Below are 13,789 nucleotides of genomic sequence, written 5' to 3' on the forward strand. Positions count from 1 at the left end.
ACGCAGTGTTTCACCGATCCGCCCGATCGGTGAATGGATGATTCACGTGCGCGAGCCCGCCCCACCGCAGCCGCCTGCTGACATCGCGGATCGGGTGCGGGCCGCGCTGCCGCGGCTGACCGGTGCGCTGCGCCTGGTCGCCGACACCGTGCTCGCGGAGCCGGAGCAGGTGGCCGAGCTGTCCACCGCTGCGCTCGCGGAGCGGGCCGGGGTGTCCCAGGCCAGCGTCACCCGGTTCGCGCAGGCGATCGGGCTGGCGAGTCATCAACAGCTCCGGATCGCCGTCGCGACCCAGCTCGGCCGCGCGACGGTTCCCGGCTGGAGCACCGACCTCGGCCCGGTGATCACCGACGACGATCCGCTCGCCCGGGTCGCCACGGTGGTCGCGAACGCCGACATCCGGGCCATCACGCAGACGGTCGACCAGCTCGACCTCGAAGCCCTCGACCGGGCCGCGCACGCCCTCGCCGCGGCCCGGCGGATCGACGTGTACGGCGTGGGCGGCAGCTCGACCATCGCCGCCGAACTCGAAATGCGGCTGTTCCGGATCGGCGCCCAGGTCCGCGCCTGGCCGGAGATCCACGGCGCCGCCACCTCCGCGGCCCTGCTCACCGCCGCCGACGCCGTCGTCGCGATCTCCCATTCCGGTACGACGGCCGAAGTCCTGGAACCCGTCGAACTCGCCCGCGAACGCGGCGCGACCACGATCGGCATCACCAGTGATCCGCGATCCCCGATGGCCGGCGTGGTCGACGAGGTGCTGACCACCGCCGTACTCGAGACGTCGTTCCGCAGCGGTGGTCTGGCCGCGCGGCACTCCCAACTGGTCGTCACCGACTGCCTCTACATCCGGGTCGCGCAGCTGACCTCGGACCGCGCCGGTCAGGCGATCGACCTGACCGCAGACATCAGCTCGAAACACTCCGTCCGCACTCGCCGCTCCCGAGGAGACAGACGATGAAGTCCCGCCTGATCGCGGGTGTGCTCGGCACGGTCCTGCTTGCCGCAGGCCTGGTCAGCACCCCGGCGACCGCCCAACCCGCCACCCCGAAGACCGTCCCCGCCCTGACCGGCTGGCAATCCGCCGCCGGCTCCTTCCAACTCGGCCCGAACACTCGTGTCACCGTCGACACCCGTGCGTACGACGAGGCACTCACGTTCACCGATGACGCCGCGGAGCTGACCGGCCGCCGCCTCCCCGTGGTCCGTGGCGGCACTGCCCGGACCGGTGATCTGGCCATCGACCTGGATCCTGCGCGCACCGACCTCGGCGCCGAGGGCTACGAACTGACGGTCGGAAAGACCGTCCGCATCACCGCCAGGACCGACACCGGCGCGTTCTACGGCACTCGAACGGTTCTCCAACTCCTGAAGGCGAAAACGATCCCGGCCGGCCGCGTTGTCGACGTACCGGAGTACGCCGAGCGCGGGGTCGGTGTCTGCGCCTGCCTGATCAACGTGTCGACGGCGTGGTTCGAGCGGCTGGTGAAGGATGCGGCGTACCTGAAGCTCAACCAGTTGTGGGTCGAGCTGAAGGTGAAGAGTGACACGCATCCCGAATCGGTCGAGTGGGGCTACTACACCAAGCCGCAGCTCGCCGCCCTGCAACAGCTGGCCGACAAGTACCACGTGACGATCGTGCCCGAGGTCAACTCGCCCGGGCACATCGAGCCCTGGATCCGCAACCGGCCGGATCTGCAGCTCACCGACAGCTCCGGCCAGAAGCAGGTCAGCCGGCTCGACATCACCAAGCCCGAGGCGTTCGACTTCCTCACCGACATCATCGACGAGAACCTGAGCGTGTTCCGGACCCCGTACTGGCACATGGGCGCGGACGAGTACATGCTCGGCTCCGACTACGCCCGCTACCCGCAGCTGCTCGCCTACGCACGAGAGAAGTTCGGGCCGGACGCCGTACCGCAGGACGCGTTCGTGGACTTCATCAACCGGGTCAACGCGCACGTGAAGGCCAAAGGCAAGACGCTGCGGATCTGGAACGACGGCATCACCATCGCGGCCACGGTTCCGCTGGATCGCGACATCGTGGTCGAGCACTGGCTGGGCAGCGGGGTGAAGCCGAGTGCGCTGCTCGCCGAGGGGCGCAAGGTGATGAACGCGGCCTTCGCGCTCTACAACGTCCGGGGCGGCTTCAAGACCAACCCCCAGCAGCTGTACACCTCCGGCTGGTCGCCGCTGAAGTTCGACGGCGAGACGGTTGCCACTCGCAACGGGATCACCGGCGCCAAGATCACGCTGTGGCCGGACAACGGCTCGGGGAACACCGAGAACGAGATCGAGGCCGAGGTCCGGATGCCGCTGCGCTTCATCGCGCAGGCGACCTGGGGCGCCCCGCAACCGGACCCGGACTACGCCACCTTCGCCGCCCGCGCGGATGCGGTCGGCCGCGCCCCCGGCTTCGACAACGTCAACCGCGTACCGGTTGCTGCAGGCACCTATTCGCTCACGACAGGCGGCAAGTTCCTCGGTGCCGAAGGCGAAGGCGAGCAGCTCACATTGAGTGGGACCGAGTCGGCCTGGGACCTCACCCCGACGACCGACGGCTATTACAGCCTGAAGAACCTAGCGTCCGGTCGCTGCGCCGAGTCCCGTCTGGGCACCCGCTATCTCAACACCCCACTGCAGCCCGGTACGGCGATCACAGGGCAGACCTGTGACGCCACCAACCGACTGCAACGTTGGCAACTCGCCAAATCGGGTGACCGGATCACGCTGATCAACGCGATCACCCGGATGGTGGCGACGTTCGACGGCGCCGGCTTGGTCCAGCAGATCCCGGACGGTCACAGCCCTGCTCCGCTCACGCTCACCCCGGTGATCAGGTCGACTGCTGTCGTCGACCGCCAGACGATCACCCCGGGCACCGCCGCCACGATGACCGTGACCATCGCCAACACGACCACGTCGACCGCGACCGGTATCACCGTGACGCCATCGGCTCCGGCCGGCTGGACCGTTGCTCCGAGCAATCAGTCGCTGCAGTCTCTTGCTCCGGGCGCCTCGAAGGACCTGGCGTTCACCGTGACCCCACCCGCCGATGCCCCGGCGTCCACGGTCGCTCTCGGCGCAGTCACGTCGTACACGCAGGAGCGTCAGCACCAGCTCGCGACGACGGCTGGTGTCCGGCTGAGTTGTGTGCCGGAGGCGAGCAGCCCGGTGGCGGTCATGTACGTCGACAGCGAGGAGACCGCCGGCGAGGACGGCCGGGCGGTGAACGCGATCGACGGGAACCCGGCGACGTTCTGGCACACCGAGTGGTCCGCCAAGCAGCCGCCGCCACCGCACGAGATCCAGCTCGATCTGGGCGCGACGAAGTCGGTCTGCGCGGTGACGTACCAGACCCGGCTGAACGCGACGAACGGGCGGATCGCGGACTACGAGATCTACCTGAGCACCGACGGCACGAACTGGGGCCAGCCGGTGGCCAAGGGCACGTTCGCGAACAGCCCGGACGCCAAGTGGGTGCCGATCGCGGCGACCACCGCCCGCTACCTGCGGCTGGTCCAGTTGTCCGAGGCGAGCGGGAACCCGTTCGGCACCGCCGCCGAGATCACCGTCGACGCGAAGTGAGGGCGATGACATGCGAGCCGCAGCCGTCCTGCTCACCGCTGCGCTGGCGGCGAGCGCGTTGACCACTGTCCAGGCTCAGGCCGCCGATCCCGACGTACTGAACGTCTCGTTCGGTGGCTCGTTCTCCAGCGGCAACACGTACACGGCGGCGACCGGTGAGGTGATGGGTGGCACGGTCACCCGCCGATCGGGTGCGGAGTCGCTCGACCCGGCTCGCGGTGTCGTTCTGGCAGGCGGCGCCGACGGGATTCGCTTCCAGCCGAGTACGGCGCTCAGCGGCGGTGACGTCCAGCGGTCGTTCCTGATCGAGACCGCGTTCACACCGGACGCGACCCAGGGCTCGCTGGCCACGATCACGGCGATCGGCGGCGCGATCTTCGGCCGGTACAGCGGCGCAAACCTGCAGTACGGCTTCAGCGTCGAGAGTGGTGGGGAGTGGCGCGACGTCGTACAGACTGTGCCGGTGCCTGCTGCCGGCGAGCAGCACGTACTCGCGCTCGCCTACGAGGTGACGAGTGGCGGCGCTACGTTGCACGCGTTCCTCGACGGGCAGCAGTTGCCGGCCGCGGTCAGCACCGACGGCGCCGCGACCTGGCATCCCGACGCCGGTGCGGACATCGGGATCGGCAACGAGGTGCACCCGTCCGCTCTGCAGCGCGGCCTCGACGGCTCGATCCGGCAGGTGCGGCTCGCGACCTTCGCCGGAGCCTTCAACCCGGCCGACCTTCGACTGGCGAAGCCGGTGGTCTCGACGTCCAAGGTCGCGGTCGGGTTCGAGGGCTCGATCGGGGCTGACGGCAACTACCAGCCGGCGCTGGGGGAGAAGGCCGATCCGGTCCCGGTGGTCAACGGTGGTGTGGTGACCGAGCCTGGTCGGCTGCGACTGTCCGGCAATGGTGGAATCAGCTGGCAGGGAGCTCAGCTGGACGGCGGAGTGCTGGCGGAGACTGTGGTCTCGCCGGATGTGCTGCGCCCAGGTGTCGAGCTGATCGACCTGCTGGGACTTGCCCAGCTGGTCGTCGGCAGCGAGGACATCGAGCTGAAGGCCGGCGGCGAGACCATTCCGCTCGAGCTCGGAGCACCCGCGGTCAAGGAAGGCGTGCGCTACCACCGATTCGGTCTGGCGATCGAGAACGGCGACACCGTGACGGCGCTGGTCAACGGCGTACCGGTGAGCAGGACAATCGTCGGCCAGTCGAACGGCCGTGTGCGCTGGCTGGCCGGAGCTCGGGGTATGGCGTTCGGCATCGGCGTCAGCACCTTCCTGGGCAAGCCACCAGCGGAAGCGCAGACCCTGCAAGCACTCCCGTGCGTGATCGGCAAGCTGAGCCCGGCCCGGACGATGCCCGTCGCCGATGGGGAGTGCGTCACCTCGCTGGTGGCCAAGGCAGCAGCGATCCGGCCGGACGCGCGACAGGTCGCCTGGCAGCGGATGGAGCAAACAGCGTTCCTGCACTTCGGGGTGAACACGTTTACCGGCCTTGAGTGGGGCCACGGCGACGAGGACCCGAACCTCTTCCAGCCGACCGGTCTCGACACCGACCAGTGGGCTCGCACCCTGCGCGACTCCGGCTTCAAGCTGGCCATCCTCACCGTGAAGCACCACGACGGCTTCCTGCTGTACCCGTCCCGCTACAGCAAGCACAGCGTCGCCTCCAGCTCATGGCAGGACGGCCAGGGCGATGTGGTCCGGGCATTCGTCACGTCGATGCGCAAGTACGGCGTGAAGGTCGGCTTCTACCTGTCTCCCGCAGACGAGAACCAGTACCTGGACGGCGTCTACGCCAACGGCAGCGCGCACACCCCGCGGACCATCCCCACCCTGGTTCCGGGCGACAACCGGTCCGGCCAGGACATGCCGCAGTACACGCTGACCGCCTCTGACTACGGCGCCTACATGCTCAACCAGCTGTACGAGCTGCTGACCGAGTATGGCCCGGTCGACGAGGTGTGGTTCGACGGTGCGCAGGGCCGGATCCCGCCGGACAAGGTGGAGACGTACGACTTTCCCAGCTGGTACACCCTGATCCGTGAGCTCGCGCCGCAGGCGACGATCGCGGTCAGCGGCCCGGACGTGCGCTGGGTCGGCAACGAGTCGGGCCTGGCGCGGCCGGACGAGTACAGCGTCGTACCGACCATCACCAAGCCGAACGGCGCACCGGAGTACGCGCTCGGGTACGCCGCCTCCGACCAGGGCAGCCGCAAGGCGCTGCTGGCCGGGCGGGACGCCGGTGCGACCGAGCTGGCCTGGTGGCCGGCGGAGTCGGACGTGTCGATCCGCGAGGGCTGGTTCCACCACCCGGAGCAGGAGCCGAAGACGGTCGAGCAGCTGACCGACATCTACTACAAGTCGGTCGGCCGGAACTCGGTGCTGCTGCTCAACATCCCGCCAGACCGCCAGGGCCGGTTCGACGAGCGTGACGTGACCAGACTGGCCGAGTGGCGGGCGCAGCTGGCCGCAGACATGCCAGACGACCTCGCCACGCAGGCACGGGCGTCCGGTGACGGTGTGAGCCCGCAGGCGGCGATCGACGGTAACCCGGACACCTCGTGGCGCAACCCAGGGACCGGCACGCTCACGCTGACACTGCCCGAGCCCGCCACTGTGCGCCGGGTGTCGCTCGGCGAGGACATCAGGTCCGGCCAGCAGATCGAGGCCGGAGTGGTCGAGGTGCGCGCCGGCGACGAGTGGCAGCAGGTGGCCGCCTTCGGCGCGGTCGGACAGCGCCGGATCCTGGCTCTGGAGACGCCTGTGGAGACCAGTGCGGTCCGGGTCCGGATCACCCAGTCCAGGGCGAAGGTGAGGCTCGCAACAGTCTCCGTTTTCTGACTGGCACCCCGGTTGAGGCAGGCTTAGCGGCATGCGTTTCCTGGCCGCCCTGATGCTGCTCACCTCGACGATGACCGGCGCCGGCGACCCCAACTCCGTGGTCGAGGGCTGGAAGACCTCACCGGTCTACGTCGACCCGACACAGAGCGTGCTCGTGTCCGACGAGGAGGCTGGAAAGCTGGCCGAGCGGGTGCAGGGCTACGACCCGGCCATCCGGATCGCCGTCCTGCCCGAGGAGGCGCTCGACGACGGGCGGCGGGACAAGCAGATGTCCGCGCAGGCGTTCGTGGACACCGTCGCCTACAAGCAGGCGTCCGACGGGATCTACCTGGTCGTGTTCGGGGACCGGATCACCTGGGCGAAGGCGGTCGGCGTCACCTCACCGATCGACGGGGTTCTGGCCGAGGAACTGCGCGAGCACGGCCGCTCCGACCCAGTCGGCACGCTCAACGGGGTGCTGGACCAGCTCGACGTACCCAAGTCGTCCAGTGGGGTGCCGGGCTGGTTGGTGGCGTTTCTGATCACCGTGGGTCTGCTGCTGGCCGGCGGGGCGGCGGTGTGGTGGTGGCGGTTGCGTGAGGAGCCTGAGGAAGAGCCCGCACCGGAGGACCCGCAGCCGGACACGCTGGAGGAGCGACATGCGCTGGCGCGGGAGGAGGTCACCCGTTTCGGGGCCGAGCTCGACGCAGCCGGTCTGCCCGCGGACGGTCTCGAGGAAGAGGCTGCGACCGACCTGCAAGCGGCCAAGGCTGCGTACGCCGCCGCCAGCCGGGTGGTCGATGGCAAGCCCGACGACGATCAGTTGCGGGGTGTGCGGGCGACGGTTGGGTACGGCCGCTGGCGGCTGGCCTGTGCACAGGCGCGGGCCGAGGGCAGACCGGTGCCACCGTTCCGTGGACTCAGGCCGGTGCGGCGGTCAGGCGGTCTGTAGAACCGCAGGCAGGTCCTCGCTGTGCAGGATGGCCAGCGACGTGACCGCACGGGTCAGGCAGACGTAGAGGCGCCGCAGCCCGGTGCGCTCGTCGGCCTCACCGGCGACCATGCCGGCCGGCTCGACCAGGACCACGTGGTCGAACTCCAGACCCTTGGCCAGTGACGCCGGTACGACGTCCAGGTGCGCGTCGACGTCGTCCTCGTCACCGAGCACGGAGAACGGGATCCCCTTGTCCTCCAAAGCCTTACGGGTCGCCTTGACCAAGGCATCCGGGACGATCAGCCCGATCGAGCCGGGACGCGACGAGACCTCGTCGACGGTCGACACGGCCGCGGCGAGGCTGTCCGGTACGCGCGTGATGGTGAGCTCACCGCGCGACCGCCGTACCGCGGTGGGCGGCGTGAGGTGTGGAGCGATCGACGGCAGCAGGCGGGCGGCGTACTCGATCACTTGACCTGGCACACGGAAGCCTGCGGTCAGCTCTTCGGTGTGGGCGCCGGTCTTGCCCAAATGGCCGAGCGCCTCGTCCCAGGACGGTGTCGCCCACGGTGTGGTGCCCTGCGCGATGTCACCGAGGACAGTCATCGAGCCGGTCGAGCATCGGCGTCCGACTGCACGCAGCTGCATCGCCGACAGGTCCTGTGCCTCGTCCAGGACCACGTGACCGAGTGACGGCGTACGGTCGACCAGATCGGCGACCTCGTCGATCAGAGTGGCGTCAGCGACGGACCACTTCGCTGCACCTGCCGACCGGGGCGCCTTGTCCCAGTGCAGCAGCTCCTGCTCCTCAGCGGTCAGGATGCCGTCGGCGTGCTCGGCCAGCAGCTCCGGGTCGGTGAACAGCCGGAACACCAGCTTCGCCGGGTCCACAGCCGGCCAAAGCGCCTCGGCGTACTGCTTGACCGGACGGCTGCGCGCGACCGCGTCCTGCACCCGGTCGTCCGGCGAGTCACCGGCCGCCTCCATCCGCAGCAGGACGGCGTGGGCCAGCCGCTGCGGCAACATCGCCCGGCCTGCGCCGTACCGGATGCCTCGAGTCCGCAGCTCGTTGACCAGCTCCTCCGCCTGGTACGCCGCCACCCGCCAGCGGTGCGCCCCACGCGGCACGACCAGCGCCTCCTTCGGCAGCTGCACCTGCGACCACACGGCCCGGTGCAGCACCTCTGCCATCCGGGCGTCACCCTTCAGTACGTCGACCGCCGCCGGACCCGGCCCGGTGACGCGGACCCGCGCGACCAGCTCCTCGACCGTCGTCTGCTTCGCCTCGATCTCACCCAGCGCGGGCAGGACGTCACCGATGTAGCGCAGGAAGCTGGCGTTCGGCCCGACCACGAGCACACCGGCCCGGCTGAGCTGGTCGCGATACGCGTAGAGCAGGTACGCCGCCCGGTGCAGGCCGACCGCGGTCTTCCCAGTCCCCGGTGCACCCTGGACGCAGATGGTGTCGTCGACGCCGGCCCGGACGATGACGTCCTGCTCGGGCTGGATGGTCGCCACGATGTCGCGCATCGGGCCCGAGCGCGGGCGCTCGATCTCGGCGTCCAGGATGTTGCTGTGCTGGTCGGTCGGCGCGGGAGCGGTCAGGTCCTCGTCCTCGAAGGCGGTCATCTCGCCGTGCGTGAAGCCGAACCGGCGCCGGACCCCGACCCCCATCGGCTCGGTCCGGCTGGCCCGGTAGAACGGCACCGAGATGTCTGCTCGCCAGTCCACCACCAGCGGCTCGCCCTGCGCGTCGTTCACGTGCCGGCGGCCGATGTGGAAGATCTCGGTGGTCGGCTCCAGGTAGTCCAGCCGGCCGAAGAACAGCGGCACCTCGGGGTCGTCTTCGAGCTCCTTCATCCGCCGCCAGATCGCGGCTTTCAGGAACTCCTGGTTCACCCGGTCGGCACTGTGGATCTCCAGCGCCCCGGTCTTCTCCCGCATCACCGCAAGCGCGGCCCGGGAGCTCTTCAGGTAGTCCTTCTCGGCCTGGAGGGTGTCGGACGTATCAGGGGGCACAGCGAACCTCCGGCAAAGGGTGGGGGAAGCCCAGTTACGTTACTTGAGCACCCTGCGCGGGGAAACCGAATTTCGGGCTCGCAGGTCGTCGTGCAGACCGGGGCGGAGCAGCAGCGGCAGGCTGGCCGCGAGCAGGAGCAGGGCGACGATCCCGTCCAGCCAGTAGTGGTTCGCGGTCACCACGACCACCATGAGCGTGATGATCGGGTGCAGCAGCCACAACCAGCGCCAGCGGGTGCGGGTCACCAGGATCATCGACAGCGCGATCAGGGCGGCCCAGCCGACGTGCAGGCTGGGCATCGCGGCGAACTGGTTGGCGACGCCGCCGGACCGCTCGGCGCCGTACACCGACAGGCCGAACTGCAGGCCGGTGTCGACGAACCCGGGCATCATCCGCGGCGGTGCGAGCGGGAACAGGATGTGCCCGATCAGGGCCAGCCCGGTCACCGCCACGATCGTCCAGCGCACGTGGGGGTAGGCCTTCGGCCGCCAGATGCTCATCCACAGCAGAACGCCCGCGGTGAGCGGGGCGTGGACGCTGGCGTAGTAGAGGTTCGCTCCCTCGACCAGCTGTGGGAGCTTCAGCGCCGCATGCTGGATCGAGGCCTCGTTCGGCAGGTGCAGCCAGTTCTGCACGGCGAGGATCTCGCGGGCGTGGTCGAACGCGGAGCCGGTGTTCTTCGCGGCGAGCTGCCGGCCGGCGCTGTACACCCCGAACAGCGTCGCCAGCAGGATCGCTTCCCGTACCACCCGCCAGACGACCGGAGCGGGACTCTTCCTCGCGTCCCGCCCATCGTCTTCCCCATCGATCCCCACCCGTTCGAGCGCCTGCGTCCCCATAGCTTTCGACGGTACCTGGCGTTCGGTGGGGATTTGCCCAGGCGAAACCCTGGCGTTGCCCCTGGGCAAACCCCCGGACGACGGTTCGTGACGCACCCGTCACGCGGTTGGGATCAACCTTTCACAGCACCCGTCAGCACGCCCTTGGCGAAGTGGCGTTGCAGGAACGGGTAGATCAGCAGGATCGGCACGATCGAGACGACCAGGATCGCCATCTGGATGGACGCCTGCGGCGGCAGCAGCTCGGTGCCGAGCTCGGCGCTGCCCAGCTGGGTGTCGTTGATGACGTACGTGCGAAGCACCAGCTGCAACGGCCACAGCTTGCTGTCGTTCAGGTACAGCAGGGCGCTGAAGAACGCGTTCCAGTACGCCACCGCGTAGAACAGCCCGATCACCGACAGCACCGCCTTGGACAGCGGCAGCACGATGTAGCCGAAGGTCTTGAGCTCGCCGGCGCCGTCCATCCGGGCGCTCTCGGTGAGCTCACCCGGCAGGTTCATGAAGAACGCCCGCAGCACGATCACGTTGAACGCGCTGACCATGGTCGGCACGATCAGCGCCCAGATGCTGTCCAGCAGCCCGACGCCCTTGACCACCAGGTACGTCGGGATGATGCCGGGGGAGAACAGCATGCTGAACAGGATCACCAGCAGGATCGGCCGCCCGGCCGTGAACGAGGGCCGGGACAGCGCGTAGGCGAGCAGGCACGACACGGTGAGGCTGAGTGCCGTCCCGACCACGGTGACGAAGACGCTGACGAACAGCGCCTGGGTCACCACGCCGCCGGCGAACAGCGACTCGTACGCGGCGAAGTTGATCGACTCCGGCAGCAGCACCAGCCCGCCGGACTCGTTGATCTGCTTGTTCGGCGCCACGCTGGTCGAGATCACCCCGACGAACGGGATGATCACCGCCGCGCAGAACACCAGCAGCACGAGTCCCTTGAAGATCCGCATCGGCCAGGACGGCATCGGCACGCCCTGCACGATCTTGCGTGTCATCGCTGGTACACCCCTTGCTCGCCGAAGATGTGCGCCACCTTGTTCGCGGCCAGCACCAGGGCCACGCCGACCAGGCCCTTCACCAAGCCGACCGCGGCGGCCACGCCCCAGGCGCCACCGATCACGCCGTTGTTGTAGACGTAGGTGTCCAGGACCTCGCTGACGTCCCTGCCGACCGCCTGTTGCTGCAAGATGATCTGCTCGAAGCCGACGGTGAGCGAGTCGCCGAGCCGCAGGATGAAGAGCAGGATGATGATCCCGCGCAGCCCCGGCAGCGTGACGTGCCACAGCTGCCGCATCCGGCTCGCGCCGTCCACGCTCGAGGCCTCGTACAGCTGCGAGTCGATCTGGGACAGCGCGGCCAGGAACAGGATCGTCGCCCAGCCGGTGTCCTTCCAGATGATCTGCGACGTCAGCAGCACGTGGAACAACTCGGAGTTCCCGATGATGTCGATCGTCGCCAGGTCGTGTGATCGCAGGTAGTTGTTCAGCAACCCGCTGCCGCCGAGCATCTGCTGGAACAGCGCGACCACGATCACCCACGACATGAAGTGCGGCAGGTAGAGGATGCTCTGCGCGATCCGCTTGATCCGCTCCGAGAACAGCGAGTTCAGCAGCAGCGCCAGCAGGATCGGCGCCGGGAACACGAAGATCGACTGCAGGCAGGTCAGGATCAGGGTGTTCTTCAGCGCCCGCAGGAACGCCGGGTCGCCGGTGAAGATCACCATGAAGTTCGACCAGCCGGACCAGTCACTGCCCCCGATGCCGAGGAACGGCTGGTAGTCCTTGAACGCGATCACGTTCCCCAGCAACGGCACGTAGTGGAACGCGATGATCAGCGCGGTCCCGGGCAGCGCGAACAGCAGCAGCACCTTGTCCCGGAGCAGTCGCTGCCCCAGGCTCAGCCGCTGCTGTCGGGTGGTGGATCGCTGCAGCATCTACTTGCCTGCCGCCTCGGAGAACGCCTTCTCGAGCTCGCCGCGCATGGTGTCGCCGCCGGAGGACTTCCAGGTCTGGACCGCCGCGGTCCAGTCCGACACCGGCTTCTTGCCCTGCACGATCTGGGACTCCAGGTCGGTCATCGTCTTGGCCAGTTGGGTCTGCTTCTTCGACTGGGTGTCGGAGTACAGGCCGTACGACGCGTCGTACACGAGCCGGTCCGCCACCTTCTCCTGGATGGCGTGCTGGTTCTGCGGCACGTCCGGCTTGCCGGCCCAGTACAGCGCCAGCGCGGAGTCGCTGATGTACTGCAGGCCGATGCCGGTCTCGACCACACCGGTTTTGCTCGGCACCGGGTCCGTGCCCTGCAACGTGTAGTGGCGGCCGGCGACGCCGTACTTGCGGAACAGGTACTCCTCGGTGCCGAACGGCGCGGCCATCCAGTTGGCGACGTTCAGCAGCGTGTCGGCCGAGTGCTTGCTGTCCTTGCTGAACGACGTGATGTTGTTCAGCGCCGAGCCCATCCACGGCGCGCCCTGACCGCTGTCGAACCCGGGTACGTCGAGCATGTTCACCGAGAACGCGTCACCGGCGGTGTTGTCGGAGTAGTACTGGTTCCAGGCGACGAAGCTGTCGTAGTCGAAGGCCGCGATGCCGCCGTTGAACCACTGCTTGCGGGCACTGGCCTTGTCGTTGAAGGCATCCGGGTTGATCACCCCGGCCTCGACCATCTTGCGGCCCGCCTCGAGTGCCTCGAGCTGCGCCTCGTGCTCGTACATCGAGGTGAACTTGCCGCCCTCCTCCTTCCAGACGTTGGGAATCATCAGCATCTGGCGGATGGTGGACAGCGGCACCCGGGTCCAGGCCCACTTGTTCTGCTTGGCCGCGGTCATTTCCTTGGCCAGATCGAAGTACTCCTGGAAGTTCTTCGGCGCCGGGTCCTTGATGCCCTTCGCGGCCAGCAGGTCCGCGCGGTAGAGCGGCAGCGAGGTCCGGGACATGCCGCGCGGCACCGGGACGCCGTAGATCGCGCCGTTGAAGACGCAGCCCTTCCAGTACTCGGTCGGGATGTTCGCCAGGAACGGGTACTTCTTCACCGCGTCACCGGACAGCTGCTCGGTCAGGTCCATGCACTTGGCCTTGACCAGACCGGGGATCTGCACGGTGTCGACCGGGATGTTCAGGATGTCCGGCAGGTCGCCGCCGGCGATCCGGGTGGCGAACTTGTCCTTGTACTCGTCGTTCGAGGCCATGCTGATCTGCAGCTCGGAGCCGAGCCGCTGGTTGACCGCCTGCCAGAACTGGTTCTTGTCCGCCGCCGGCGGGATCGCGCCGGGGATGTTGGTCATGAAGGTGATCGGCTTGCCGTCGCCGGGCGCCTCGGCGATCGCCCGGACCGGGTTCGCCGGGTACTTCAGGAACCCGTCCAGGACGACGTCGGTGCCGGGCAGGTCGGGCTTGATGTCGCCGTACTTGGTGTAGGTCGGCAGTTTCACGGCCAGGTTGGCGGCGGCCGAGTCCTTCTTGTCCGAAGCACACCCGGCCAGCAGCGGCGTACCGGTGACCGCGACAGCGGCGGCGGCCAGGCCGCCGCCGAGGAATGTTCTTCTGCTGACTGGCATGAGGCCTCACTTCCATCGGAAGGCCACACCATGACAT

The 13,789-nt window shown here is 68.4% G+C and carries 9 protein-coding genes; 4 read left to right on the forward strand and 5 right to left on the reverse strand.

The window, feature by feature from the left end:
• Positions 1 to 37: 37 nt before the first annotated feature.
• From ACIBL3_RS14605 to ACIBL3_RS14620, 4 genes are read left to right on the forward strand one after another with little or no spacing between them, the layout of a single operon-like run.
• Positions 38 to 961 carry a MurR/RpiR family transcriptional regulator gene (locus ACIBL3_RS14605; protein WP_396353779.1) on the forward strand — a complete coding sequence of 308 codons (924 nt, stop codon included), beginning with the start codon at positions 38 to 40 and terminating at the stop codon, positions 959 to 961.
• On the forward strand, positions 958 to 3,588 hold the full coding sequence (locus ACIBL3_RS14610) for a family 20 glycosylhydrolase (RefSeq protein ID WP_396353780.1): 2,631 nt from the start codon (positions 958 to 960) through the stop codon (positions 3,586 to 3,588). Before ACIBL3_RS14605 ends, ACIBL3_RS14610 begins: the two co-directional genes overlap by 4 nt.
• A gap of 10 nt (positions 3,589 to 3,598) precedes the next feature.
• Complete coding sequence (locus tag ACIBL3_RS14615; RefSeq protein ID WP_396353781.1) at positions 3,599 to 6,418, forward strand: alpha-L-fucosidase; 2,820 nt, start codon at positions 3,599 to 3,601, stop codon at positions 6,416 to 6,418.
• A gap of 31 nt (positions 6,419 to 6,449) precedes the next feature.
• A complete protein-coding gene (locus tag ACIBL3_RS14620; RefSeq protein ID WP_396353782.1) occupies positions 6,450 to 7,349 on the forward strand; it encodes a hypothetical protein in 900 nt (299 codons plus the stop codon).
• On the opposite strand, the gene ACIBL3_RS14625 is transcribed toward ACIBL3_RS14620, so the two are convergent.
• The 5 genes from ACIBL3_RS14625 to ACIBL3_RS14645 form a co-directional block, all read right to left on the reverse strand.
• Positions 7,335 to 9,350 carry a HelD family protein gene (locus ACIBL3_RS14625; protein ID WP_396353783.1) on the reverse strand — a complete coding sequence of 672 codons (2,016 nt, stop codon included), beginning with the start codon at positions 9,348 to 9,350 and terminating at the stop codon, positions 7,335 to 7,337. The two genes, ACIBL3_RS14620 and ACIBL3_RS14625, sit on opposite strands and share 15 nt — an antisense overlap.
• 39 nt (positions 9,351 to 9,389) lie before the next feature.
• Positions 9,390 to 10,190, reverse strand: a complete 801-nt coding sequence (locus ACIBL3_RS14630; protein WP_396353784.1) for a phosphatase PAP2 family protein — start codon at positions 10,188 to 10,190, stop codon at positions 9,390 to 9,392.
• Positions 10,191 to 10,303: 113 nt separating this feature from the next.
• Positions 10,304 to 11,191 carry a carbohydrate ABC transporter permease gene (locus tag ACIBL3_RS14635; protein WP_396353785.1) on the reverse strand — a complete coding sequence of 296 codons (888 nt, stop codon included), beginning with the start codon at positions 11,189 to 11,191 and terminating at the stop codon, positions 10,304 to 10,306.
• Entirely contained in the window at positions 11,188 to 12,129 is a 942-nt protein-coding gene (locus ACIBL3_RS14640) for an ABC transporter permease (protein WP_396353786.1), read from the reverse strand. Before ACIBL3_RS14640 ends, ACIBL3_RS14635 begins: the two co-directional genes overlap by 4 nt.
• Positions 12,130 to 13,752 carry an ABC transporter substrate-binding protein gene (locus ACIBL3_RS14645; protein ID WP_396353787.1) on the reverse strand — a complete coding sequence of 541 codons (1,623 nt, stop codon included), beginning with the start codon at positions 13,750 to 13,752 and terminating at the stop codon, positions 12,130 to 12,132.
• Between the last annotated feature and the right edge of the window lie 37 nt (positions 13,753 to 13,789).

Source organism: Kribbella sp. NPDC050124 (genome assembly GCF_044460355.1).
Taxonomy (GTDB): domain Bacteria; phylum Actinomycetota; class Actinomycetes; order Propionibacteriales; family Kribbellaceae; genus Kribbella.

Bases quoted from the DNA above. Each gene is read 5' to 3' on its own strand.
- ACIBL3_RS14605 (WP_396353779.1), top strand. From the start codon at position 38: ATGATTCACGTGCGCGAGCCCGCCCCACCGCAGCCGCCTGCTGACATC.
- ACIBL3_RS14610 (WP_396353780.1), top strand. From the start codon at position 958: ATGAAGTCCCGCCTGATCGCGGGTGTGCTCGGCACGGTCCTGCTTGCC.
- ACIBL3_RS14615 (WP_396353781.1), top strand. From the start codon at position 3,599: ATGCGAGCCGCAGCCGTCCTGCTCACCGCTGCGCTGGCGGCGAGCGCG.
- ACIBL3_RS14620 (WP_396353782.1), top strand. From the start codon at position 6,450: ATGCGTTTCCTGGCCGCCCTGATGCTGCTCACCTCGACGATGACCGGC.
- ACIBL3_RS14630 (WP_396353784.1), bottom strand. From the start codon at position 10,190: ATGGGGACGCAGGCGCTCGAACGGGTGGGGATCGATGGGGAAGACGAT.
- ACIBL3_RS14635 (WP_396353785.1), bottom strand. From the start codon at position 11,191: ATGACACGCAAGATCGTGCAGGGCGTGCCGATGCCGTCCTGGCCGATG.
- ACIBL3_RS14640 (WP_396353786.1), bottom strand. From the start codon at position 12,129: ATGCTGCAGCGATCCACCACCCGACAGCAGCGGCTGAGCCTGGGGCAG.
- ACIBL3_RS14645 (WP_396353787.1), bottom strand. From the start codon at position 13,752: ATGCCAGTCAGCAGAAGAACATTCCTCGGCGGCGGCCTGGCCGCCGCC.